We start from the raw sequence: 22,646 nt of genomic DNA, 5'->3' as shown, positions 1-22,646 counted from the left end.
TTTAGTGAGGCTTTGTTGTTTTTGGCTTAGGCATTTTCTTATAATTTTTGATCTGCTTGATCTCATCACAAATAATAAAAATTATGTTTTGACCGCGCTGAGCTGTATATATCGAACGATTCCCTCTTCAAATAACCTTTGACAAAGTTTTGCGGTCATTTGTATTTTGAGCTGATCTAACCCTCCTTGCTCTGTTTTCGCTCTTGTCGCAATATATTGACTAAAGCCAGCCAATACTGCTGTGGATATATCTTCAAGCGCGATTTGTTCAAGATCATGCTGTTGCAGGGCATGATTGATTTGTGTCGCGGTCATCAGTGATTTTAAATCAACATCAGCGGCTTTAAGTAACCATCTGTATTTCATTTTTTGTTCTGAATTTAAAACTGTGTCTGAAAGCATCAACGTATGAAAACCCAAACGACCTTTTGAATTTAAAATTGGAACAACTGAATTTAAAAATAAGTTTAAATCGCTGTGGTAAGCCGCATCAATACACAACACCACATCAAAAGGTGGCGTCAATAAAAGCGCATTTAAATTTAAAAAAGATTGGCAGTGAATCGCCCTAATCTGCGGGAGTTGTTTTTGAATTTTATCGACACACTGTTGTTGTAACTCAACCGCTTCTAAATCTTGAATTTGGTAGTGTTCTAACCAGTATTTTAAACTGGCACCTTGACCACAACCTAGGTCTAGTACCCGATCATGTTGTTTAAGCTGTACCGCTTGTGCAAGACGTTCAGCAAGTTGCTGACAGGCTTGAGGGTAAGAGGATGTAGCCTCATCCCAATACCCTAAGTTGGTCCAAGCACATTCAGCGTCATCTCCTAGCATTTTTGCATCGATTGCATATTTATGTTTTGGAAGTTTTTGCTGAATCGCTTGAAGCCATTTCATTTTAAATCATTCACTTATTCAGTTATGAATTCATTAAACTTTATATGAATTCACTGGGTTTTAATAGCCAAGTTGGGGAGCCACCTCAACTTTAGGTTTTAATCCTACAAATGGCAATGGTGCACCAAAAATTTCTGCGATATGCATTGCAGAAGTTACCGCAGATTCAAGAATTGGCAAACCATCACATGACCATGAACCACAATAGAATACTTTGCGGTTGGCGACTTTATGACGCGCTTGCAACTCGATGTTTAAAGCCACTGTTTCAGAATCCACCACAGCACGGGTTAAAGTCACTGTAGAAATAACTTTCTTCGGATCGATGCTGGTCACAGGACGCCAGGTTTGGAACACTGGAGATTTACCCACCAAACTTGGTTCAATCGAGTTCAGCCAAACTGTGAATTGTTGTTTGGTAAATTTGCGATCCATCATATAGCTCAATACAGCCCAATCTTTACGATTTGGTGGCATCACGGATGCATCGGTATGCATAACCAACTCGCCTTGTTCAAACTTAAATTTTTGCAATAAAGCGATATCATTAGCAAATTGTTGTTTATTTAAAAAGTTTTCTAATTTATTGGTCGGTGTTGCTACTACCACACGGTCAAATTGAAATTGCTCACCTTGTGCATTTTCAACCAGAACAACGTTACCCTGTTCCTCAACTTTGGTAATTTCAGAACCACTGTGAATATCGATATCTTCAATCAATTTATCGACAAAAGCAGGCGTTCCACCGTGTAAACGCAATAAAGCATCACCATCAGTTAATTGCTTTAAAAAGATTAAGAGTGGTTTTGCAGGCCATTCACCGATGGTTTTAGGATCACAAGTACAAATGGTATAAAGCACAGGCATCACCGCACCATGCCAAAATACTTCTTCAATGTCATGGTGATTGATAAAATCAGCAAGGGTAATGTCTTGGTTTTTAGATTTAAAAAACTGAGAGATTGCTGTTTTAAGCTGCAACATCCCTTTCACTAAACGCCAACCATACTGTTTAAGCCCTTTACGGTTATTGATAATGGGAAAATTACCAATACGGGTACGTGATGTGGTTAACCAAGTTTCAGTTTTATCTTCAAATAACCAGCTACACGCCATAAAGGTACGCACTGGAAAGGTTTTTATGCCGAGGTGTGTTGCAAGGCTCAGGGTGTTTTTCCATAAATGCTGATTCATCACGCGCAAAGGTGCATCAATTAAACCACCTTCAAACTCAATGCTATGACTATCCATACCACGACCAGGTAATGCTTCGAAGATGGTAATGTTATGACCTGCATCTTTAAGAATTCTTGCGGTGGCCAGGCCAGCCATACCACTACCAATCACTGCAATATCCAAAGTTATTATCCGTGCGTAACCATTTTTTTTATTATGAGCTATAGCCGATTAAATCGCGGTATTAAAAAGTTCCAGTTTTAACTTTTTTTGTTGGAAATTTTTTAGGAAAAATCTCCGCCCACCGTGTTTATTCAATTTTAGTCGTTTTACGCCAGAACTTTCTGCCATACACTGCTTATACTTGATTGATATTTATATATATAAAAAAATACTGTTAAAAACATATAGATAATTTAACTTTTTATTAAAAAAACATTTACAAATACCAATTTATTAATTATTATTTACACCATAAAAATGATAAACAATTCACATTTACAATAAAAACAAATAATTATGACAACAGACAATAAAAGAAACTACAGCATAAAAGGATCTCTATAGTGTGGAATAGAGATCCTTTTTTTTACTTTGAATTTGCTTTTTAAGTAAATCACTTGCACGACGTGTAAAATAGCTGCATTCAAAAAAGCCAAGGTACAGTGGATACAAATTAACCAAACGAAATATATTGTGCTTTACTTCACATTTTTAATTAATTATGATGCACAAATAACAAAATAATTAATCAAAACAAGACATACTCATCTAAAGAAAAAACTACAGCGTAAGAGAGCTTCTGTTCAATAAGAGCAAAGCTCTTTTCTTTTTTTAAATTTCTGACCTTTTGGTTCTAAAAATTTTAAATATAAAAAAAGCGGATTTTAAAATCCGCTTTTTGACTTCTATCGATATTTCATACATGGCTGAGCTTATAGACTTGAAACGTGAAAGGTATCCGTTATACAAATACCGTTCATCAGTACCAACTAAGCTTCCGCTACAATTTCACCAAATTTGCCATTATTGAAATCGTTAAACGCTTGCACGATTTCTTCTTTGCTATTCATTACAAATGGACCATAGCCTTGGATTGGCTCATTCAATGGTTTACCTGTAAGCACCAAAAACTTAGCATCTTGCACCGCTTCAAGTTGAATTGCTGCATCACCATCTTTTTCAAACATGACAATCGAGCTATCGAGCACCTTTTGTGTACCATTGAGCAGCATTTCACCTTCTAGTACAACCACCAAAGTATTGTGGTCAACTGGCACATGAATAATTTGCTCATGACCTGCTTTAAGCTGACCATCCCAAACATTGACAGGGCTAAAGGTTGAAGCAGCACCTTGTTGTTCAGCATATTTCCCAGCAACCACACGTAAGTGGCCTGCATCATCATCAAAATGAATCACAGGAATATCTTGCGCAGAAATTGCTTGATACTTAGGTTGGGTCATTTTATCTGCCGCAGGTAAATTCACCCAAAGCTGAACCATTTCAAAGATTCCACCTTTTTCAGTGAATTCATGTGAATGGAATTCTTCATGAACCAATCCTGCGCCTGCAGTCATCCATTGCACATCACCTGTTTTAATGGTTCCACCACCACCATGTGAGTCTTTATGGGTAACTTCACCTTGGTAGGCAATGGTCACCGTTTCAAAGCCACGATGTGGATGTGAACCTACACCGTGCTGTTCATGGCTAGGTGCAAATGTATAAGGTGCTGCATAATCCAATAATAAAAAAGGACTAATCGCTTGACCTAAACGATCATAAGAAAACAAGTTTTTTACAGGAAAGCCATCACCGACCCAATGCATATTTTGATTGCGGTATACACCAATAATTCTTTTCATCTCAATACTCCTATCTCTAGGCTTTAATATGAATCCATTTTAAGTTTTTTAAAGTGATCAATACAGCAATCTACCAATACGCTGAATCCCAAATATAGGATATTCAACAGCCAAGGCTCAGCGTAGTTTTTAATCAATAATCTTATTTATGAGATTATTAATCTCAGTTTATAGGCTTAATTATCATGATTAAGCCACGTAACATGAAATCCATGCAAAATAATTTGTTTTGTATTTAAGCACAATTTAAATTTTAGTGACTTCAAGGATATAAAAAATGGGAAAACCTTACGTTCGTTTAAACAAAGATGATGCTGCGGTATTGTTAGTCGATCATCAAACTGGATTACTTTCTTTAGTCCGTGACATTGACCCAGATAAGTTTAAAAATAATGTTCTGGCACTGGCTGCTGCAGCTCAATATTTTAACCTTCCAACCATTTTGACCACCAGTTTTGAAGATGGTCCCAATGGTCCACTGGTACCCGAGTTAAAAGCACTTTTTCCAGATGCACCATATATCGCTCGCCCTGGTCAAATCAATGCTTGGGACAATGAAGACTTTGTCAAAGCAGTAAAAGCAACAGGCAAAAAACAACTGATTATCGCAGGTGTTGTCACCGAGGTTTGTGTTGCATTTCCGGCACTTTCTGCCCTAGAAGAAGATTTTGAGGTCTTTGTCATCACCGATGCTTCTGGAACTTTTAACCCGCTGACACGTGACTCAGCTTGGGATCGTATGAGCAATGCAGGTGCACAATTAATGACTTGGTTTGGTGCCTCTTGTGAGCTGCATCGTGATTGGCGTAATGATATTGAAGGTTTAGGTACACTATTTGGTAACCATATCCCTGACTATCGTAACCTGATCAATAGCTACACTCAAAATACTTCTCAAAAATAAGACAATCGTTGTCGCTAGGAATGTAAGCTTTTGCATTCCTCGCTTTTATTTCTTGCTTTTATTGGTACAAATTTTAAAATATTTTCCTATTAATGATACTATTTAATCATCAACACACTTGAGATGAAGCTGTGCACTCTTTTGATGACTACTATTATTTCTATCTGGTGGTAAAGCATGGTGGATTTAGTGCTGCCAGTGAAGCCAGTAATATCACCAAGTCTAAACTGAGCCGACGTATTCTGGATTTAGAAGCTAAATTTAATGTGACCTTGATTCAACGCTCAACCCGACATTTTAAAGTCACACCACTCGGACAAGAGTTTTTTGAGGAATGTGCAAAGATTATTGAACAAGCCGATAATGCTCAGAATGTCTTATTAAAACAAGAAATTGAATTACAGGGACTGATTAAAATTAGTTGCCCACCGGTGATGATGGAACATCAAATTCGACCAATTCTAAATCAGTTTTTAAAAAAATATCCCAAAGTTCGGGTTGAATTGGCACTCACCAGTCGACGTATCGATGTGCTGCATGATGATATTGATTTGGCCATTCGTACTAACTTTTCAAGCAATGAAGACTCCAGCATTATCGTTAGAGATGTGATTAAAACCACGCACTGTTTAGTGATTAGTCCTGAACTTTTAGGCGATCGTGAAATCCAACATGTTACAGAACTTTGTGAATTTCCAACCATTGTATTAGGTACAGATAAACAGCACTATCATTGGCATTTACATCATATTCAGCAACGAGAAGAAATCGATATTCCATTACAGCCTCGAGTCAAAAGTAATGACTTAATGGGTGCGTATTATGCAGTACTCGATGGCTTAGGTATTGCCGATCTTCCCTATTTAACGGTAGAACGAGACATTGCTTCAGGGCGTTTAATCCATCTGTTACCAGAGTGGTGTTCCAATATTGGTGTTGTACAGTTGGTTTATGCATCTCGCAAAGGTCAACGCTTAGTCATGGAAAAATTGATTGAAGATTTAGTCGATGGTATTCGTGCCTACGCACCTAAACACGATGGTTATATTTTATAAAGCCAACAATCGAATAATAAAAAAACCAGAAGTTTAACTTCTGGTTTTTCAATTTTAATTCTATGCAATGATTAGATTTTACCGATCAAATCAATTGAAGGTGCAAGTGTTGCATCGCCTTCTTTCCATTTTGCAGGACATACTTCACCTGGGTGTGCGTGTACATATTGTGCCGCTTTCACTTTACGCAGTAATTCTTGTGCATCACGTCCAATACCACCGGCATTGATTTCAATAATTTGAATTTTACCTTCAGGATCAATCACGAAAGTCCCACGATCTGCAAGGCCTTCAGCTTCAATCAACACTTCAAAGTTTTTTGCCAAAGCCCAAGTTGGATCACCCACCATTGGATATTGGATCTTTTTGATTTCATCTGAGTTGTCATGCCACGCTTTATGGGTAAAGTGTGTATCGGTAGACACTGAATAAATTTCTACGCCCATTTTTTGGAATTCAGCATAGTTATCTGCAAGATCGCCTAACTCTGTTGGGCAGACAAAAGTAAAGTCAGCAGGATAGAAAAATACCACAGACCATTTACCCAAGAAGTCTTTTTCAGACACTTCGATAAATTCACCATTTTTATATGCAGTTGCGTTAAATGCTTTAACTTCAGTATTGATCAAACTCATTTGGTCTTCCTTTAATAGGTTTCAGGGATTGCTTATCTGTGAAATCACTATACGAAAAATTATTAAATCGGTAAAACTGGAGTTTTTAATAAAAATAATCGGTTTTATAGATTTATTTTTCCAATCTGTTGGCTTGGTTTGATTGAAAATATTATTTCAAACTTTGCTTGACCTTTCGCCTTTTACTCTATAGATTTTCTTTTTGAGTGGACTTTAAAAAATGACGTTCTCAATTCTTTTGGAGCAATTCCAAAACCTTCCTTTTGGTACAGATGCTTTTAAACAACTGAAAATAAACTGCGAATCTCAAATTGCTCATTCTGAGGCTGATTTTGAGAAAACGGCGATTTTTATGATTTATGGTTTTGCCAAAAACTATGTCTTACTTTATGAAGACCAAGCCATTACTGCTGAATTTGCGGCAAAAGCAAAAAACCAATTGCTAGGCTATATGCAGCAACTCGACACAGCAATCCAGACTCAAGATCGTGCAACAATTCTTAATCACTTAGATCAAGTCACAGCGCACTATATGCAAAGCTCACGAATTTTTTAATCATAGCATCGTAATTCAACAAGCTTGATTATTCAGCCTTGTTGTTGCTGATATACGCTTTCTAAACTGCACCAAGCCGCATGTGCCAATGCTGCTTGGTAAACTTTTGGCGTGGCTTTCACTTTACCTGACAACCATGCCCGACAATAACTTTCTGTCGATCCAACCATAAATGACAATAATAATTCATGGGGAATGTTCTTGATCACCCCATAATCGGGTTGCTGTTTCATCCAAGCCAGTAAGTGCTGATTACGTAAATGATTCTGCTGTTTTAGCTGATCCCGCTGAGAACTTTTAGAAATACTAAAATTGGCAGTATATAAAAATCTGGCGAAATCAGGATAGTCCATGACCCAGTCTATATAACTTGCTGTCATCACTTGGATACCCTGCTGTAGACTTTGTGCAGACAATAATGCTTGATCACGGCGTTCTGCTTGGTCTTCTATGGCTAAAATATACAGGGCTGCCACTAAACCTTCTTTATTTTTAAAATGGTGATAAATCGCTCCCACACTGGTTTGCGCACGTTCACGGATCATTTCTATTGTTGTTGTTTCAATCCCATATTCTAAAAAACAGGCTAATGCTTCCGTTAAAATCACACGTTTTAATTCTGCACGACGTCCACTATAACGACGTTCCAACAAACTTTGATTATTCATGTACAGCCTTTGGTTTTATTTAAGCATTTTCTATATGACATTTTACGCGATTCAAATCGTCTGTCGAGCCAATAACAGAATTTAATTCTGTATTAGAATAATATTCTGTAAACTAAATAAGGAATACAACAATGAGCCAAACCCTAAAACTGTGGAATAGATTTAAAAATAAGCCCGCTGGCAAATGGACATTTTCAAAATTATTGTGCTTAAAAGCGCCTTATTTCAGCAGTATCTCACCTGTTTTTGAACGACTCGAAGCGAATTATGCTGAAATTAAAATCAAAAAACACCGTGCTGTACTCAATCATATTGGTACAGTCCATGCAATTGCCATGTGTAATATGGCTGAACTTGCTGGCGGAACCATGACCGACGTAACTGTGCCTTCCACGCATCGTTGGATTCCCAAAGGGATGACGGTTGAATATTTAAAGAAGGCTGAAACTGATTTAATTGCGATTGCCACGCCTGTTGAAAGCAATTTTCAGTGGAATCAAGGCAGTGATTATTTGGTCAATGTGGAGGTTAAAGACACGCACAATGATCTGGTATTTAAAGCCGTGATTACCATGTGGGTTTCAGCAAAAAAGTGATTGTCTAAAACCAAATCATGAAGTTCATAAAAAACCCTTTGTTTTCACAAAGGGTTTTTGATCAAGCTTGACCGTTTTTATCAATTAAAACGGTAAGTCATCATCTAAATCCGCAGGGGCAGCAGTAGGTGCTGATGGTGCAGCTGCAGGTTTAGGCGATTGAAAACCTTGGTTTACATTGTTTCCGCCATTGCCATAGCCACCTTGTGGATTGGCATTGCCGTAACCACCGCCTTGATTACCTTGATTCGCATAACCGCCACCGCCTTGGTTGTTGTTAAAACCACCTTGCTGGTTGTTATTGAAACGTGGTTGGTTATAACCACCATTGTCAGCAGCAGCGCCTTCACCTTGTTGACGGTTGTTATCAAGCATCTGCATTTGTTCGCCACGAATTTCAGTGGTATAGCGCTCTTGACCATTTTGATCCGTCCACTGACGGGTACGTAAAGAACCTTCAATATAAACTTTTGAACCTTTACGTAAATACTGCTGTGCAATCTCACCTAAACGGTTGTGCAATACAATACGATGCCATTCCGTTTGTTCTTTTCTTTCACCGGAATTTTTGTCTGTCCAAGATTCACTTGTCGCAATTGAAAATTGAGTGAGAGAACCCCCATTTGGGAAAGTTTTAGTCTCAGGATCACGACCTAAAGTACCAACTAAAATAACTTTATTTACACCACGCATTAGATGTTATCTTCCTATTCGATTCTATGTTTTACTTTATAAGAGTTATGTTTAAATGGCTACCTCTTTCCCAAACAACTGCGTTAAATGTTGTCGCGCAGCATCATCAATTTGCTGTTTATCAACTTTTATATACGCAACTTGCTGGTCAGACATAACCACAACTTCCTCAATACCACGAATTGACAACAACTGAGAAGTCCAATTATCGGTTTGTTTATCCTCAGGCAATCGTAATACGATTGATGTTAAATATCGTGGTTGAGCTAGCCCAAAACTAATGAGCAACCAAAGTATAGCAATAGCTGATAAGACACTCCAACCCATTGTTGTATTATTGAGCAAAATTAATTGTCCACCGAGTGTGCCACCAAAAAAAGCCCCTAAAAATTGAGCACTTGCATTGACGCCCATCGCTGTTGCTTTGGATTGAATCGGCGCTGCTTTAGACAGCCATGATGGGAGTAATGCTTCCATGACATTAAAGGCAATAAAGAACAATCCAAGGCCTAACAACAAGACATATTTGGATTCATAACCAAAGATCAGAATGACTAATCCTGCTATAATTCCCGCAATTGCCGTTAGAAAAATGCTGCGCATTTTACGGTATTTTTCAGCCAGAATAATGCTCGGAAATGCAAAGAACAGACTGATGACCAACAAAGGCAAGTAAACAATGCCATGTTGCGCCAAAGGGATCCCAGCAAAATTGATCAATTGAGAAGGCACATAAACAAACATTGCGGTAAGCAATAAGTGCAACGCAAAAACTGAAACATGCAGACGATTCAGATCGCCCATTTTTAAGACTTGTTTGAGCTGATGCAGATAACCTTGTTTAAAGTTTTTATGATGACGGGTGGTTTTAGGCACCATAAACAACATGAGAATTGCCAATAACCCCATAATTGTTGTTACCCAGAATAGCCCTGAAATCCCCACCAAACTGGTGAGCCAAGGTCCTAAACTAAAAGCCACAACAAAAGACAAACCGATACTCATGCCCATCACAGCCATGGCTTTGGTTCGATTCTCTTCACGGGTGACATCAGCCAGCAAAGCCATAACAACCGCAGATACAGCGCCAGCTCCAGCAATCGCACGGCCAATAATGACCCCATAAATGGTTTCAGACATTGCCGCAACAGCACCACCCAAAGCAAACAGCAGTAAGCCAAAAATAATCAAAGGTTTACGACTAAAACGATCTGCCCATAAGCTAAAAGGAATTTGCAGAAGTGCTTGGCTGAGGCCATAGACACCGACCGCTAAACCGATCAAAGCAGGTGTTGCATACTGATAGGACTGACCAACCACCGCAAACACAGGGATAATCATGAACAACCCCAACATGCGTAAAGCAAAAATACTACTTAATGCAAAGGTCGAGCGGCGTTCTAAAGGATTCATCATATCTACTGGCTTATCAAAACTGGCGAGCTAATTATCAAACACATCATCGCATATTGTGGCAACTTTGTGGAAACATTGAGCATAAAAAAGAGCACTGTTAAAGTGCTCTTGTATTGTAATCTCTTTTCTTAAAAAAGGATTAACTCTGTTGTTCAATTCGCTTGTTATATTGAATTGATGCAATGACTGCCCAAACAATAAATGCAACACCAATCAAACCAGTGACTACTTCAGGTACATGTAAACCTGTACCACTTGCAATCATGATAAATGCCAAAGCGCCAATGGCATAATGCGCACCATGCTCAAGGTAGATATAGGCATCAAGTGTACCTTTATCGACCAAGTAGATTGTCATTGAACGAACAAACATCGCACCAATAGCTAAACCGAGCATAATAATGACAACATCAGAGGTAATTGCAAATGCACCGATTACGCCGTCAAAACTAAACGATGCATCTAAGACTTCTAGGTAAATAAAGCCACCAATACCAGCTTTGATGACACCTGTAGGTGCACCATTGGCATCATGACCCACAGCATTGCCGTCTTCATCTACTTCTGGCTCACCACCTAGTAGATGACTGAGTACTTGTACACCGATATAAATCACGATGCCCCAAATACCTGCCATTGTGACCACAAGGCGTTTCGCTTCATCTACATTTGCAGCCATAATCAGCAATGCAACTAGAGCAAGGAATACCGACATTGCGGGTACATTGGCTAAGTTGGCTAAACGCTTTTCAATCCATTTAAACCAATGGGTATCTTTACCTTCATCCAAGAAAAAGTTTAAAAATACCAACAACAAGAATGAACCACCAAAAGCGGCGATTTCAGCATGATGTGCCAATAATTTTTCTGAGTATTGAATTGGATCATTTAATGCCATTTTCACAACATCAAACATGCCCATATCCGCTGTGACTGCAACAATCACAACCGGAAATACCAGTCGCATACCAAACACAGCAATCAAAATACCAACGGTTAAAAAGATCATTTTCCAGAAATGATCCCAATTACGCAGTACAGATGCATTTACAACAGCATTGTCAAAAGACAGAGACACTTCCATAACAGCAAGAATTGCCGTAATGGTCAGTGCAGAGAGCATGGCTTGCACGCCTGCATTTGGACCATGGGTAAAGCCCCAATATGCAGAGATTGCCAAACACACGATCGTAAAAAATATTGAGAAACCAAAATGTTTCATCATGGGAATTCGACCTACGGAGAATAGTTTTTGAATCAGAAAACTGAAATAAAAATCGCGTTTTTAATGTGCACATTATGACGACTTTTTCACATTTATCCAAAGTTCTTTGTCATATTTTTATGCAAATACAGCCGAATTTTCTGCATTCAAATACCTAAAGCAATATAGAGTTGTTATAGTCTTGCAAACTGAAATCATTTTATAACTTGAATCATTGCATAGGAAAATGACATGTCTTTTTCTCAAGACGTTTGGCAACGTAATCTTGCTTTATATAACAAAACTTTAGCGCTTCCATTTAACCAAGAACTTGCGACAGGCTCATTAAACAAGGAAGCTTTTTGTCATTATGTGATTCAGGATGCGCATTATCTGGTGGCATATGGTCGTGCATTGGCTGTCTGTGGTGCAAAAGCATTTGATGCTGACGATATCATCCAATTTACCCAAGGTGCGAAAGAAGCGATTGTTGTAGAACGTAGCCTACACGATGGATTTATGAAAGATTTTGGGATTAGCAAAGCTGACTTTGAGAATACCCCCCTTACCCTTGCCTGCCATCACTACACGACTTTTTTAACTGCGACGGCTTGGTCTGAAAGCTATCCTGTGGTTTTGGCTTCGTTACTGCCTTGCTTCTGGATTTATGCAGAAGTTGGAAAAGATATTGTGAGTAAATCTATTGCCAATAATCCATATCAAGCATGGATCGATACCTATTCGGGTGAAGAGTTTAACCAAGCAGTTAAAAATGTTTTAGCAACGATTGACCGTATTGCAGAACATTGCGATGCAGATACCCTTGAGAAAATGCATAAAGCCTATACCAAAGGCGCTGAATTAGAATGGTTGTTCTGGGATAGCGCTTATCATCAAAGACAATGGTTAGGCTTAGATCAGTAATACAATTTTATTGAAAATTTCCGATGTATATAAGGTGAATAATTAATCTACTTCATGTATCACATCTACAACTATCCCTTATAAAACTGAGGGATAGCCTCAATAAAAAAGAGTGCCAAAGCACTCTTTCACTCGCAACAGGATACATTAAACCGCTATTTTAAGTTAATCTGATAAATTGCTGTACTGCCACTGACTTCATTGCCTACAATCAACATAGGCTTTGCATTTGGTGAATCTTTGGCAGAGACAAACGTCAGTCCTTCAGGACCTAAATCACTTTTCTCAATCAGAATCTGTTTGCCATCCTTGTTTAAGATTGGCTGACCTTTGGCATCTTTATAAACCTGATCCTGTTTAAAGGTACGATTATTAAAATACTGTATAAACACAGGCTTTTGTGGATTACTAATATCATAAACCATAATCCCACTTTGGCGCTCTAAGCCGATAAAGGCAAAGGTTTTTTTGCCAATCGTACCCAGCGCTAAACCTTCAGGCTCAGGCCCTTTATTGTCACTTCGGTCATCAAAAGCCACCGCTTCATGATCACTATTAAAATAATTTGGAAATAGCTCAGCAACTTTACGCTCAAACTCACTGCCTGAATCCCAAACTAACTTGCCTTGTGCATCCCATATACTGAAAGAACGCGCGCCATAGCTATAAAGTTTGCTATAGGTCAATAATCCATTGGCATCCAATTTTGGTGAGCCATCCGTGTTGGTTTGATAACCCATATTCCAAGCAATGTTTAAACGTCCTAATTGTGTATCATCACGGCACATGCTTGGATCAGTCGCTGTTGCACCACAATAGGCAAAAACCGTTGCATCTAGTTTGGCACCTTTTACACCTGTTGCAAGATTGACTAAGTGTGCTGGATAATCACCTTTGTTATTGAAACCTTTGACATTAAACAGGTGTTTCATTCGAATTGCTTCAACAAAACCTTGGCTTTGATCTCCTGCATAGTACGCTTTTGAGTCTTTTAGCCATTCACGTGAATCACCTTCATTGGCGGTGACTAAATAACTCGCCCCATTGGCTTGATAATGGGCAATTGAATCAGGTTGATACATCCCCACCAAACCTGGCCAAGTTTGGATGTTAATTTTTCCATCTTTATCACTGACATCTAGTGCATTGTGAGCAAGCCCATGATCTTTATAACCTAATGGAAAAATATCAGTCACTTTTTTAGCAACGATATCAATTTTGGCAATGGCATTATTTTCTTGTAAGGTCACCCAAGCGGTTTTCCCATCATTGCTGATGGTGATGTATTCAGGCTCTAGATCTTGAGCCACCGTCGCTTTAGGACCAAAAATGCGTACACCCGATTTAATCAAATCGGCTTTTTTATCATTAAACGCTTTAAAATCGGCAAGGCTAGCGGTTGGTCGTTGAATATTGCTAATATCAATAATGCTGATTGAACCTTCAGGATCGATACTATAGTCATCATTCGGTTCCGCCTCATTTGCCACCAAAACAGTTTTACCATCTGGACTAAATGTCAGCATATCAGGTAAAGCACCAACTTCGACTTGACTAATCAATTTCAAATCTTTGGCATTAAAAAAAGCCACAATACCTTTATCTGTTTTTTGTTTGGCTTGAACAGCAAGTGCCACAATGCCATTTCTAATCGCAACTGAATTTACTTCAGAATCAGCTAAAGCTTCACGAGCCGAAAGCTCACCAATATGCACAGGCGTTTCTGGTTTAGACACATCTAACACATCAACCAAACCCTTTTTGGCATTGACCACAAATACCCGTTTTGTTGTTGCATCATATGCGGGAATCTCTGCTGCACTTTCAGCAAAAATACCCGTTTCATAACGCCCCAGTAAGCTTAAATTAATGCTTTCAGGTGTGCTTTCTTCAACCGTTGGCGCTGTTGTTTTATGATCATCATTACATGCCACTAAACCCACAGAAAGCATTGCTAAACACAATGCTGAAACTTTTATGTTCATAAACAGCCCATTTTTTGTTTAATTTGGCTTAATGTATTCATCACGGGTGTAAGTTCCATGACAAGCAGATTACAGTTTTATGGCAATTTCTTGAACATTCAATTGGATATTGCGCCTGATTCAATATAAAGCAACGATTTCATACAGATTTAGTCAGATGATTGTTTTAAAATATTCACAAAATGGGATTATTTAAGTTCTATGACGACTACGCCATCGCACAGTAAACTCCAACCTAAATTCTATTTATTGGTTTTTTTAGTTTCGATCGGCTTTTTCATGCAAGGCTTAGATACCACGATTATCAATACCGCTTTGCCTGCGATGGCAGAAAGCCTGCAAGAAAATCCATTAAAAATGCATGGCATCGTGATTAGCTATGTCTTGGCAGTTGCTGCATGTATTCCTTTAAGTGGTTGGTTGGCAGATCGCTTTGGGGTACGAAATATCTTTTTTGCAGCGATCGTGATTTTTACCGCTGCCTCATTGGGCTGTGCACTGTCCAATGACTTCAATCTGCTTATTGTATTTCGAGTTATTCAAGGTATCGGTGGCGCATTACTGGTTCCAGTCGGGCGACTCGCCATGTTAAAAATCATCCCTCGTGAGCAGTTTCTTTCTGCAATGAGTTTGATGAGCTTAGCAGGCTTACTCGGTCCATTAATGGGCCCGATCTTAGGCGGTTGGTTGGTCGAATATGCGTCTTGGCACTGGATTTTTCTGATTAATTTACCCATCGGTATTTTAGGCACTTTTGTCACCTTTAAAGCCATGCCCAATGTAAATGAAGCATCGGTAAAATCCTTTGATTTCAGTGGCTTTATCCTATTGGCAATCGCAATGGTGGGAATGGCTTTAGGGATTGAAAATATTGCTAGCAATGAAATCTCCAGAAGCCTGAGCTTAGGCTTACTTTTCGCAGGGATAATCTCAGCATTGGTCTATGCCTATCATGCCCATACCCATAAAAATGCATTGTTTCGTAGTCGACTGTTTAAAAATAAAATCTATACCATCGGTGTACTCGGTAATTTCTTTGCGCGCTTTGGTGGAAATGCGGTTCCTTTTATTTTGCCACTGATGCTTCAAGTCGCCTTTAAAATGGAACCTTTTATGACTGGGGTAATGATGACCCCAATTGTACTTGGTTCATTATTTTCTAAACCCATCATTCGCCCGATTCTACAACGTACTGGTTATCGTCCATTTCTACTGGTTAATACCTTATTGATCGGTGCATGTATTGCCAGTTTTGCCTTACATACAGCAGATACTCCGACATGGTTAGGTGTAGTGCATTTCTTTATTTTTGGTGTACTCAACTCATTACAGTTTGTGACCATGAATACCCTTACGCTTAAAGATCTCCCACAACAGGACGCCAGTAGTGGGAATAGCTTTTTATCGATGATTATGATGTTATCAATGAGTATTGGGATTGCTTTGGCAGGTACTTTACTCAATGCATTTACAGGCTATTTTAGTGAAGCACATATAACACAAGCATTTCACTATACTCTGATTTGCTTAGGTGCGATTAACATCATTACGGCGTTGATATTCTTTCAAATTCCCAAAGATGCGCAAATTTAAGTGTTGCAATTTTTATTCAGCCATCGTTTTTTAGAACCAAAGCACGTTAAACTGATCCATCTGGATATTTAAAAAAACCATGTCAAAATACGCTGCGAAAAAACACAAACAGCAAAAAATCACTCGCAATAGCTCAGTTTTAGCGATCGCACTTTTCTGCTGCGTCATATTCGGGACTTTGTTTTTTGTTCATAATAATACTGCCTTGGCTGAAGCCTATCCGATTAAAGGTTTCGATGTATCACATCATCAAGGTGATATTGATTGGAAAAAAATCTCTCCCCAGCACTATCAGTTTGTCTATCTCAAAGCCACTGAAGGTGGCGATTATCAAGATGATAAATTTCAGCAGTATTGGTTAGAAGCACGTGAACGTGGTATGCGCGTGGGGGCTTATCACTTCTTTCGTTTATGTCGTGATGGTGACATTCAAGCACAGAATTTTATTAAAACGGTGCCAAATAAAAGTAATGCCTTGCCCCCTGTGATGGACTTGGAATATGACAGCAGTTGTATAAACACCTATACCAAAGAACAATTAATCAAACACATCAAAAGTATGCATGATCAATTGCAAAAGCATTACGGTAAACAACCGATTTTTTATACCTCTAAAATCTTTTACAACATGGTACTCACAGGTGAGTTTAAAGATACACCGATTTGGATTCGTGAATATAAAGATAAGCCTGATTTAAAAGACCAACGTGCATGGACATTTTGGCAACAGAGCAACCAAGGCAAAATTCAAGGCATCGAAAAAAATGTCGATTTAAATGTATTTTATGGTGATGCAGAACAATGGCAGCAGTTTTTACAGAAAAATAAGTTGAATTAAGCGCAATCAAGATCTTTCATGACATAAGCTGTCGCATATTCTTTACAAAATTTAAATTCATCAATAGAAACAAATCAAGATCGGTTAGAATAATCACACAGCGTTTCAACACTGTGTAATTCATGAGAAAAATCATCCATATTGACATGGATGCATTCTATGCATCTGTAGAGCTACTCGACCGTCCTGAATTAAAGCACTTGCCTGTAGTGATTTCATCACATCATCCTCGGGCTGTGATTGCTGCTGCATCCTACCCAGCGCGTCAGTTTGGGTTACGCTCTGCCATGTCGATGTCACAGGCAAAAAAACGTTGTCCTCAGGTCTATGTGATTGAACCGAACTTTGAAAAATATCGCGATGTTTCTATAAAAATTCATGAAATTTTTCAGAAATACACTGCGCTGATCGAACCTTTATCTTTAGATGAAGCTTATTTAGATGTCACTGAAAATTTACAAAATATTCCCAGTGCAACTGAAGTGGCGGAACGAATTCGAGCTGATATTTTTCAACAAACAGGGCTTACGGCTTCGGCTGGCGTAGCACCGAATAAATTTCTTGCCAAAATTGCCTCGGACTGGAATAAACCCAATGGCATTTGCATCATTAAACCGACCCAAGTTCAACATTTTATCCATGATTTACCCCTGAAAAAAATTCCCGGTGTTGGTAAAGTCACTCAGGAAAAACTGAAAAGCTTAAACTTAGAGACTTTGGGGGATTTACAAAAAATTGAAGAAAATATACTGATCCATCATTTTGGCAAATATGGCAGACAGTTGTTTTTATATGCCCAAGGTATTGATGATCGTCCAGTACAAGCTGAACGACAACGTCAGCAAATTTCCAAAGAAACCACATTTGATGATGATCTCAGCCTTGAACAGTGCTCAATCTATTGGGACAATTTAATTGAACGTGTTTGGCTCAGTTTAGAAAAAAAACACATGCAGGCTCGCGGTGTCACCGTGAAGTTAAAACTCAAGAATTTTCAGGTTTTACAGCACAGTAAAAGTTTTAAAACCGCACTTCAATCACAACAAGAAATGGTTCAGGTCATTCAAATATTATTAAGCGAAATGCAAATTCCTGAGCATTTCCAATTCCGTTTAATCGGAGTCGGTTTGTATCAACTGACAGATCAGCAAGATGAAGCACAATTGTCATTATGGTAAACATAAATGAAAAAGACATGTGCGACTTCAGCTTAAATCTTTTACTTTATATCAGAAATAAAATCGTGAATTAATCTGGCCACTTGATTTGCGTGTACATTGGCCAAATCATGTTCCCCTTGTTCAATGATATGCAATCTGGAATGCTGGATTTTTTCATGCAAATATTTACCCACGCCCACAGGGCTAATGGGATCTGCATCGCCCCACAGCAACAGGACTGGGCACGCTATTTTATATAATAAATCATCTAAATGGGCTTGATGATTGACAAACCAATTGGGCACTGCAAATGTTTGCTGATAATCCCCTCGCCAATCGGCAACCTGAAAGGGGCTTAAATCAATTCCACCAGAGCTTGCAACCAAAACCAAAGCGTTGATCAATTCAGGTTTTTGTAATGCTGCTTGAACTGCAAAAATACCTCCCATAGATTGAGCAATCACAATGCAGGGCTGTTGAATTTGGTCGAGAATATAACCCTGTAAATCGTCAAAACTATGAATATACGGATGCTCTGGATACCCAGCAAAACTTGGATAGGCCATCACTGTTTTTTGATGTTCGGCTGAAAGCTGCTGTATAACAGGTTGCCAAAACGCTGTACTTCCCGATGCGCCTGGTAAAAAAATTAAATGCATTCAGCCATCCCCTTGATATACAAAATTTAATCATCACTCTTTAGTTTAGCGCGTTGAAAAGCAGGACGCTGCTGAATTCGTTCAGCATACGCAGCCAGTCGAGGAGTTTTATTTTTGGTTCGTTGTTGCATGGCAATCACAGGAAAACTCATTTGAATGTCGGCAAAAGAAAACTCACCTGCGGCATAGTCATGTTGACTAAAATAATCTTCCAAAAAGGCTGCATGTTCTTTTAAACGAGGATTGCTAAAGCCACCACGGACACCTTCTGAAATTTTCTTTGCAATAGGACGAATTAAAAAAGGAACATGTTTTGGCATATTGGTCATCACCAATGTCATAACAAGATAAGGCATTAAAGAACCTTCGGCATAATGCATCCAGTAGTTATATTGCATTAAGTCTTTAGGATTCTGAGGCTTAAACTGATTTTTTGTATCATAGGTCGCCTGAAGATAATCTAAAATCACAGCAGACTCTGCAATGGTCAGGTCACCATCGGTCAATACAGGTGACTTTCCAAGCGGATGAACTGCTTTTAACTCAGGGGGTGCAGCAAAAGTAGGTAAGCGTTTATAGTACTTAATCTGATATTCAAGCCCTAGCTCCTCTAAAGCCCAAATAATACGGAGTGAACGAGATTGATCAAGGTGATGTAATGTAATCATTGTATTGCCTCAGTTTTTATTCTTCGACTATAAATTGATCTCAACTTTTCAACAATTCTATTACTGTATTTAAATCATTTTTTTATCAACTTTGTTTATACTCTAGCTTCAATATTGGTTATTCTGAGAATAAAAATGAAGTCACTTACCCCATTAATTTTCTTCTTTATTTGTTCAAATCTATATGCATATCAACCCAAGCTTATGTTACTGGGAGCTCTTGAGAATAAGGGAGAGTCCTTTATTGATGTAAATGCACATCAAAAAATTCGTGATTCGTTTAAGCAAGCTGTTATCTATGAAAAATATGCCCATCCTATAAAAGATGAGCAAGGTGTAACATATCAATCTGTTATTAAACAACTTATTGTGGATTGCACAGGAAAAACTATCGCCATTCGGGGCGCTGATTACTTTATAGGAAAAACCTCAAACAGCACATTAGTGAAAAAATTTGATGACATTACGTTGAGCCATGATGGTGAAACGGGGGCAGCTTTTTATTCCTTTGACGACTTAGAGTTTAAAGCGTTGAATCAAAATAAATTCTATAACAAGATTTATGTAAACACCTGTAAATAATCAATAAAAAATTGCATAATCTTACTGATAGAAAAAAAGATATTTTGTTTTTATACAAAATATCTTTTACATAGCCGTTTTTTAGATAATCGTGGTATTGATTTCCACACTACGCAATAAAGTCTTGGTCACTGGGGTTTTTTGGCAAATGTCTAACACTTTTTGATGCACCGCTTCAGACAACGGAGTCGCAAAAGACAAGCGACGCTCGACCCATTCTTTCCCCTCTTTATTGGCATTAAAATCAGCTTCAACTGTAAACTCACCCAAATCAAGCCCTTTGTGTTGAGCATACATACGCAAAGTAATCATGGTACAAGAAATTAAACCTGAACAAATAAAATCATAAGGCGCTAAGCCCTTGTCTTGCCCACCGAATGATTCTGGTTTGTCGGTAATCAGTTGATGTTTTCCACTCACCACCTCACCTGACCATGGTTCTGGATAGGTTTTTACCTTTGCATTTGCAATAATTGCCATTTTATTTTCCTTTAATCTTTAAATTTTTAGTGAATGCCAGTTTAAATAAAATTTGTAAACGCAACACTTGCGCTAAAGGCTGGTCAAATACACCTTTAACGCAAATTATTTAGTTTGAATCCATATTACAATGCACAATGCAGCACATCACTTCGATGCTCGCATCTTGTCTGGGAATGCTGGTGCTTCTAAACGTGGACCATCATAATCAGGGATCGTTCCAAAACGGGCATCCTGATTTGCCCATTGTTCTGTTGCTGTTTTTAGTTCTTCCTGTGTTCTGCCCACAAGATTCCACCACAGTAAAATAGGCGACTCAAAAGGTTCACCACCTATCAACAGTAAACGCGAGCCTTTTGGTAGTTCAACCTCAATCTGAGAAATTCCAGGTTCAATCACTACCATATTGTCACTATTTAAATCATGACCATTGACGGTTGCTTCACCTTCTAATGCCATAAATCCATATTCAAAATGAGGATTCAGTGGAATACGTGTCTTGGTTGATTCTTTTGCAAAAAAATCGATCCCCACTAATTCTGTATGCACTTTGACAGGAGATTTGATATTCATGAATTCACCGACTAAAACTGTAAATTCAATATGATCCTGCTCGACAACTGGTAATTCTGGATAATGATCAAACTGCGGTGCCATATTGATCTTATCATCAGGCAATGCAATCCAAAGCTGTGCAGCATGCATTCTGGTTTCAGTATCGGGAGCAACTTCTGTATGGGAAATTCCATAACCCGCAGTCATCAGATTCACTTGTTTAGGACGAATCAATTGTTTAGAGCCGATGCTGTCTGTATGCATCATCGTCCCTTCGATCATCCAAGTGAAAGTCTGTAATCCAATATGTGGATGCGGTCCGACATCCAATCCATCTCCCTGAGGAAATACCACTGGGCCAGCGTGATCTAAAAAGCACCATGCGCCAATCATGCGTTTTTGACGGCTTGGTAATGCACGTTTAATGACGGTGCCTTTGCCTATTTCTGCTGAACGAATTGGAAAATCTTGAATAAACTGATTCACGTATTTTTCACAATCGTCAGAGTTAGAAATCTCGGTATAGTTGGTATTGGTCATGTTGTTATCCTAAATTTGTCCATCAGCTCAGGACGTTATTTCAACTTCTACAATTTCATTTTATTTAGCTTATCGGTTTTATATACATTGGCCTATAGCTATCTTAATACGCTGAATACTATCAATAGGACAATAATAGTTTGGTTTTTGTTATGCATTTTCTGATCACAAAATTTGGAAACAATACTTTACCAAATTGAATATTCACGTTGGAATGTTTATAGACTCGTAGTCGCACCATGACATGTTCAAGTCTTGATCGAATTAAGCAGAAGGTGGTGGATTAAGATCCACAAATAATCCTGTGAAACGGCGAACCAGAGGTAAAAAAATTAATACTGTGGGAAAGGCAATCATCCATGAAAATAGCCAGACGCTAAACCATTTTGTAAAAAATCCATCAAACCAACCTACATTCTTCCATAAGTTAATCATGGAAATGGTGGCACTCATTAAAGCTGAAAGTATGAATGGCATAATCCACGCGGCATATTTTGCTGGTAATTTAGGAATTCCAGCAAAAATCATGGCAGGTTTATGTTGATGGCCTCTATTCTCGATCTTGGTTTCTGGTTTTAAATCACGCATTTTTCTTGACGTTCTGCTTTAAGTTTTTCATAAATTGTTTAACTGCTGGTTCAAAGTCTTGAAATAGCACATGATCGCGATGGGTAATTATAACTTCTAAAAAGAGTTTTAGTCCTACAGCAAACGCTTTGGTGGTTTCTTCATCAAAAAACTCAGCAGCGTTTAAGCGCTCTACAATTTGGAAAATATCATCGTGATTACCCACATTAAATTCGATATTTTCATCATAAGTTGATGGATGACCTTGCGCATCTGCAAGATGTTGAACAGTCACATGATATTGATGTTGTTTCATAAGATTTCTCTAACTTGTTAAATATTCGCCGTTGTTTAATGAAGGGTCTGTTGACAATTCGTCTACGTTTGCGACTAGGTGTGTTTTTTAGACGATACTAGGCGCGAG

At 38.4% G+C, this 22,646-nt stretch carries 24 protein-coding genes; 9 read left to right on the top strand and 15 right to left on the bottom strand.

Features of this window, described 5'->3' with window-relative positions:
- Window positions 1-81 precede the first annotated feature (81 nt).
- The 3 genes from AC4CUY_RS00120 to AC4CUY_RS00110 form a co-directional block, all read right to left on the bottom strand.
- Window positions 82-900: an SAM-dependent methyltransferase gene (locus AC4CUY_RS00120; RefSeq protein ID WP_490773536.1), complete on the bottom strand. Its 819-nt coding sequence runs from the start codon at window positions 898-900 to the stop codon at window positions 82-84.
- A 60-nt stretch (window positions 901-960) separates the two neighbouring features.
- Window positions 961-2,259 (bottom strand): FAD-dependent oxidoreductase, encoded by a 1,299-nt coding sequence (locus tag AC4CUY_RS00115; RefSeq protein WP_490773535.1) that lies wholly within the window; start codon window positions 2,257-2,259, stop codon window positions 961-963.
- Between the two features lie 809 nt (window positions 2,260-3,068).
- The gene (locus tag AC4CUY_RS00110) at window positions 3,069-3,944 is read right to left on the bottom strand and encodes a pirin family protein (protein ID WP_105713878.1); all 876 of its coding nucleotides are present in this window, start codon (window positions 3,942-3,944) and stop codon (window positions 3,069-3,071) included.
- Between the two features lie 277 nt (window positions 3,945-4,221).
- Here AC4CUY_RS00110 and ycaC point away from each other — a divergent pair, with 277 nt between their 5' ends.
- On the top strand, window positions 4,222-4,848 hold the full coding sequence (gene ycaC, locus AC4CUY_RS00105; protein ID WP_004818434.1) for an isochorismate family cysteine hydrolase YcaC: 627 nt from the start codon (window positions 4,222-4,224) through the stop codon (window positions 4,846-4,848).
- 131 nt (window positions 4,849-4,979) lie between these two features.
- Window positions 4,980-5,903: a LysR substrate-binding domain-containing protein gene (locus tag AC4CUY_RS00100; protein ID WP_004718559.1), complete on the top strand. Its 924-nt coding sequence runs from the start codon at window positions 4,980-4,982 to the stop codon at window positions 5,901-5,903.
- Window positions 5,904-5,974: 71 nt separating this feature from the next.
- On the opposite strand, the gene ahpC is transcribed toward AC4CUY_RS00100, so the two are convergent.
- Window positions 5,975-6,538, bottom strand: a complete 564-nt coding sequence (ahpC, locus tag AC4CUY_RS00095) for an alkyl hydroperoxide reductase subunit C (protein ID WP_004718560.1) — start codon at window positions 6,536-6,538, stop codon at window positions 5,975-5,977.
- 220 nt (window positions 6,539-6,758) lie between these two features.
- Between ahpC and AC4CUY_RS00090 the strand changes: the two genes are divergently transcribed.
- On the top strand, window positions 6,759-7,094 hold the full coding sequence (locus AC4CUY_RS00090; protein WP_034611310.1) for a hypothetical protein: 336 nt from the start codon (window positions 6,759-6,761) through the stop codon (window positions 7,092-7,094).
- A gap of 32 nt (window positions 7,095-7,126) precedes the next feature.
- Here the strand turns inward: AC4CUY_RS00090 and AC4CUY_RS00085 are convergent, their stop codons facing one another.
- Window positions 7,127-7,762 (bottom strand): TetR/AcrR family transcriptional regulator, encoded by a 636-nt coding sequence (locus tag AC4CUY_RS00085; RefSeq protein WP_315079569.1) that lies wholly within the window; start codon window positions 7,760-7,762, stop codon window positions 7,127-7,129.
- Window positions 7,763-7,893: 131 nt separating this feature from the next.
- Here AC4CUY_RS00085 and AC4CUY_RS00080 point away from each other — a divergent pair, with 131 nt between their 5' ends.
- Complete coding sequence (locus AC4CUY_RS00080) at window positions 7,894-8,358, top strand: hotdog fold domain-containing protein (protein ID WP_490773534.1); 465 nt, start codon at window positions 7,894-7,896, stop codon at window positions 8,356-8,358.
- Window positions 8,359-8,442: 84 nt separating this feature from the next.
- Here AC4CUY_RS00080 and ssb read toward each other — a convergent pair whose 3' ends face one another.
- The 3 genes from ssb to AC4CUY_RS00065 all read right to left on the bottom strand — a co-directional run bounded on the left by ssb (window position 8,443) and on the right by AC4CUY_RS00065 (window position 11,689).
- Window positions 8,443-9,051, bottom strand: a complete 609-nt coding sequence (gene ssb / locus AC4CUY_RS00075) for a single-stranded DNA-binding protein (RefSeq protein ID WP_004718569.1) — start codon at window positions 9,049-9,051, stop codon at window positions 8,443-8,445.
- A 51-nt stretch (window positions 9,052-9,102) separates the two neighbouring features.
- Window positions 9,103-10,467 carry an MFS transporter gene (locus AC4CUY_RS00070; RefSeq protein WP_336952412.1) on the bottom strand — a complete coding sequence of 455 codons (1,365 nt, stop codon included), beginning with the start codon at window positions 10,465-10,467 and terminating at the stop codon, window positions 9,103-9,105.
- A 139-nt stretch (window positions 10,468-10,606) separates the two neighbouring features.
- Complete coding sequence (locus tag AC4CUY_RS00065; protein ID WP_171066888.1) at window positions 10,607-11,689, bottom strand: DUF475 domain-containing protein; 1,083 nt, start codon at window positions 11,687-11,689, stop codon at window positions 10,607-10,609.
- 234 nt (window positions 11,690-11,923) lie between these two features.
- Between AC4CUY_RS00065 and tenA the strand changes: the two genes are divergently transcribed.
- Window positions 11,924-12,595 carry a thiaminase II gene (gene tenA / locus AC4CUY_RS00060; protein WP_490773533.1) on the top strand — a complete coding sequence of 224 codons (672 nt, stop codon included), beginning with the start codon at window positions 11,924-11,926 and terminating at the stop codon, window positions 12,593-12,595.
- A gap of 155 nt (window positions 12,596-12,750) precedes the next feature.
- On the opposite strand, the gene AC4CUY_RS00055 is transcribed toward tenA, so the two are convergent.
- Complete coding sequence (locus AC4CUY_RS00055; protein ID WP_490773532.1) at window positions 12,751-14,580, bottom strand: choice-of-anchor I family protein; 1,830 nt, start codon at window positions 14,578-14,580, stop codon at window positions 12,751-12,753.
- 201 nt (window positions 14,581-14,781) lie between these two features.
- Here AC4CUY_RS00055 and mdtD point away from each other — a divergent pair, with 201 nt between their 5' ends.
- From mdtD to dinB, 3 genes are all read left to right on the top strand, one after another.
- Window positions 14,782-16,173: a multidrug transporter subunit MdtD gene (mdtD, locus tag AC4CUY_RS00050; RefSeq protein ID WP_336952415.1), complete on the top strand. Its 1,392-nt coding sequence runs from the start codon at window positions 14,782-14,784 to the stop codon at window positions 16,171-16,173.
- Window positions 16,174-16,252: 79 nt separating this feature from the next.
- Window positions 16,253-17,011 (top strand): glycoside hydrolase family 25 protein, encoded by a 759-nt coding sequence (locus AC4CUY_RS00045; RefSeq protein WP_336952417.1) that lies wholly within the window; start codon window positions 16,253-16,255, stop codon window positions 17,009-17,011.
- A 122-nt stretch (window positions 17,012-17,133) separates the two neighbouring features.
- The gene (gene dinB / locus AC4CUY_RS00040) at window positions 17,134-18,189 is read left to right on the top strand and encodes a DNA polymerase IV (RefSeq protein WP_336952419.1); all 1,056 of its coding nucleotides are present in this window, start codon (window positions 17,134-17,136) and stop codon (window positions 18,187-18,189) included.
- 41 nt (window positions 18,190-18,230) lie between these two features.
- Here dinB and AC4CUY_RS00035 read toward each other — a convergent pair whose 3' ends face one another.
- Window positions 18,231-18,830, bottom strand: coding sequence for an alpha/beta fold hydrolase (locus AC4CUY_RS00035; protein WP_336952421.1), 600 nt, complete (start codon window positions 18,828-18,830; stop codon window positions 18,231-18,233).
- A gap of 26 nt (window positions 18,831-18,856) precedes the next feature.
- Window positions 18,857-19,498, bottom strand: coding sequence for a glutathione S-transferase family protein (locus AC4CUY_RS00030; protein WP_419360841.1), 642 nt, complete (start codon window positions 19,496-19,498; stop codon window positions 18,857-18,859).
- A gap of 135 nt (window positions 19,499-19,633) precedes the next feature.
- On the opposite strand from AC4CUY_RS00030, the gene AC4CUY_RS00025 reads away from it, so the two are divergent.
- The gene (locus AC4CUY_RS00025) at window positions 19,634-20,080 is read left to right on the top strand and encodes a surface-adhesin E family protein (protein WP_336952426.1); all 447 of its coding nucleotides are present in this window, start codon (window positions 19,634-19,636) and stop codon (window positions 20,078-20,080) included.
- Window positions 20,081-20,161: 81 nt separating this feature from the next.
- On the opposite strand, the gene AC4CUY_RS00020 is transcribed toward AC4CUY_RS00025, so the two are convergent.
- From AC4CUY_RS00020 to AC4CUY_RS00005, 4 genes are all read right to left on the bottom strand, one after another.
- Window positions 20,162-20,560 carry an OsmC family protein gene (locus AC4CUY_RS00020; protein ID WP_336952428.1) on the bottom strand — a complete coding sequence of 133 codons (399 nt, stop codon included), beginning with the start codon at window positions 20,558-20,560 and terminating at the stop codon, window positions 20,162-20,164.
- Window positions 20,561-20,707: 147 nt separating this feature from the next.
- A complete protein-coding gene (locus AC4CUY_RS00015; protein WP_419360839.1) occupies window positions 20,708-21,655 on the bottom strand; it encodes a pirin family protein in 948 nt (315 codons plus the stop codon).
- A 264-nt stretch (window positions 21,656-21,919) separates the two neighbouring features.
- Complete coding sequence (locus tag AC4CUY_RS00010) at window positions 21,920-22,243, bottom strand: DUF2798 domain-containing protein (protein ID WP_419326949.1); 324 nt, start codon at window positions 22,241-22,243, stop codon at window positions 21,920-21,922.
- A complete protein-coding gene (locus tag AC4CUY_RS00005) occupies window positions 22,236-22,538 on the bottom strand; it encodes a DUF3861 domain-containing protein (RefSeq protein WP_490773531.1) in 303 nt (100 codons plus the stop codon). Before AC4CUY_RS00005 ends, AC4CUY_RS00010 begins: the two co-directional genes overlap by 8 nt.
- Between the last annotated feature and the right edge of the window lie 108 nt (window positions 22,539-22,646).

It is taken from the genome of Acinetobacter sp. 778_lipA (assembly GCF_058242985.1).
This window is presented reverse-complemented; position numbering and strand designations above follow the sequence as displayed.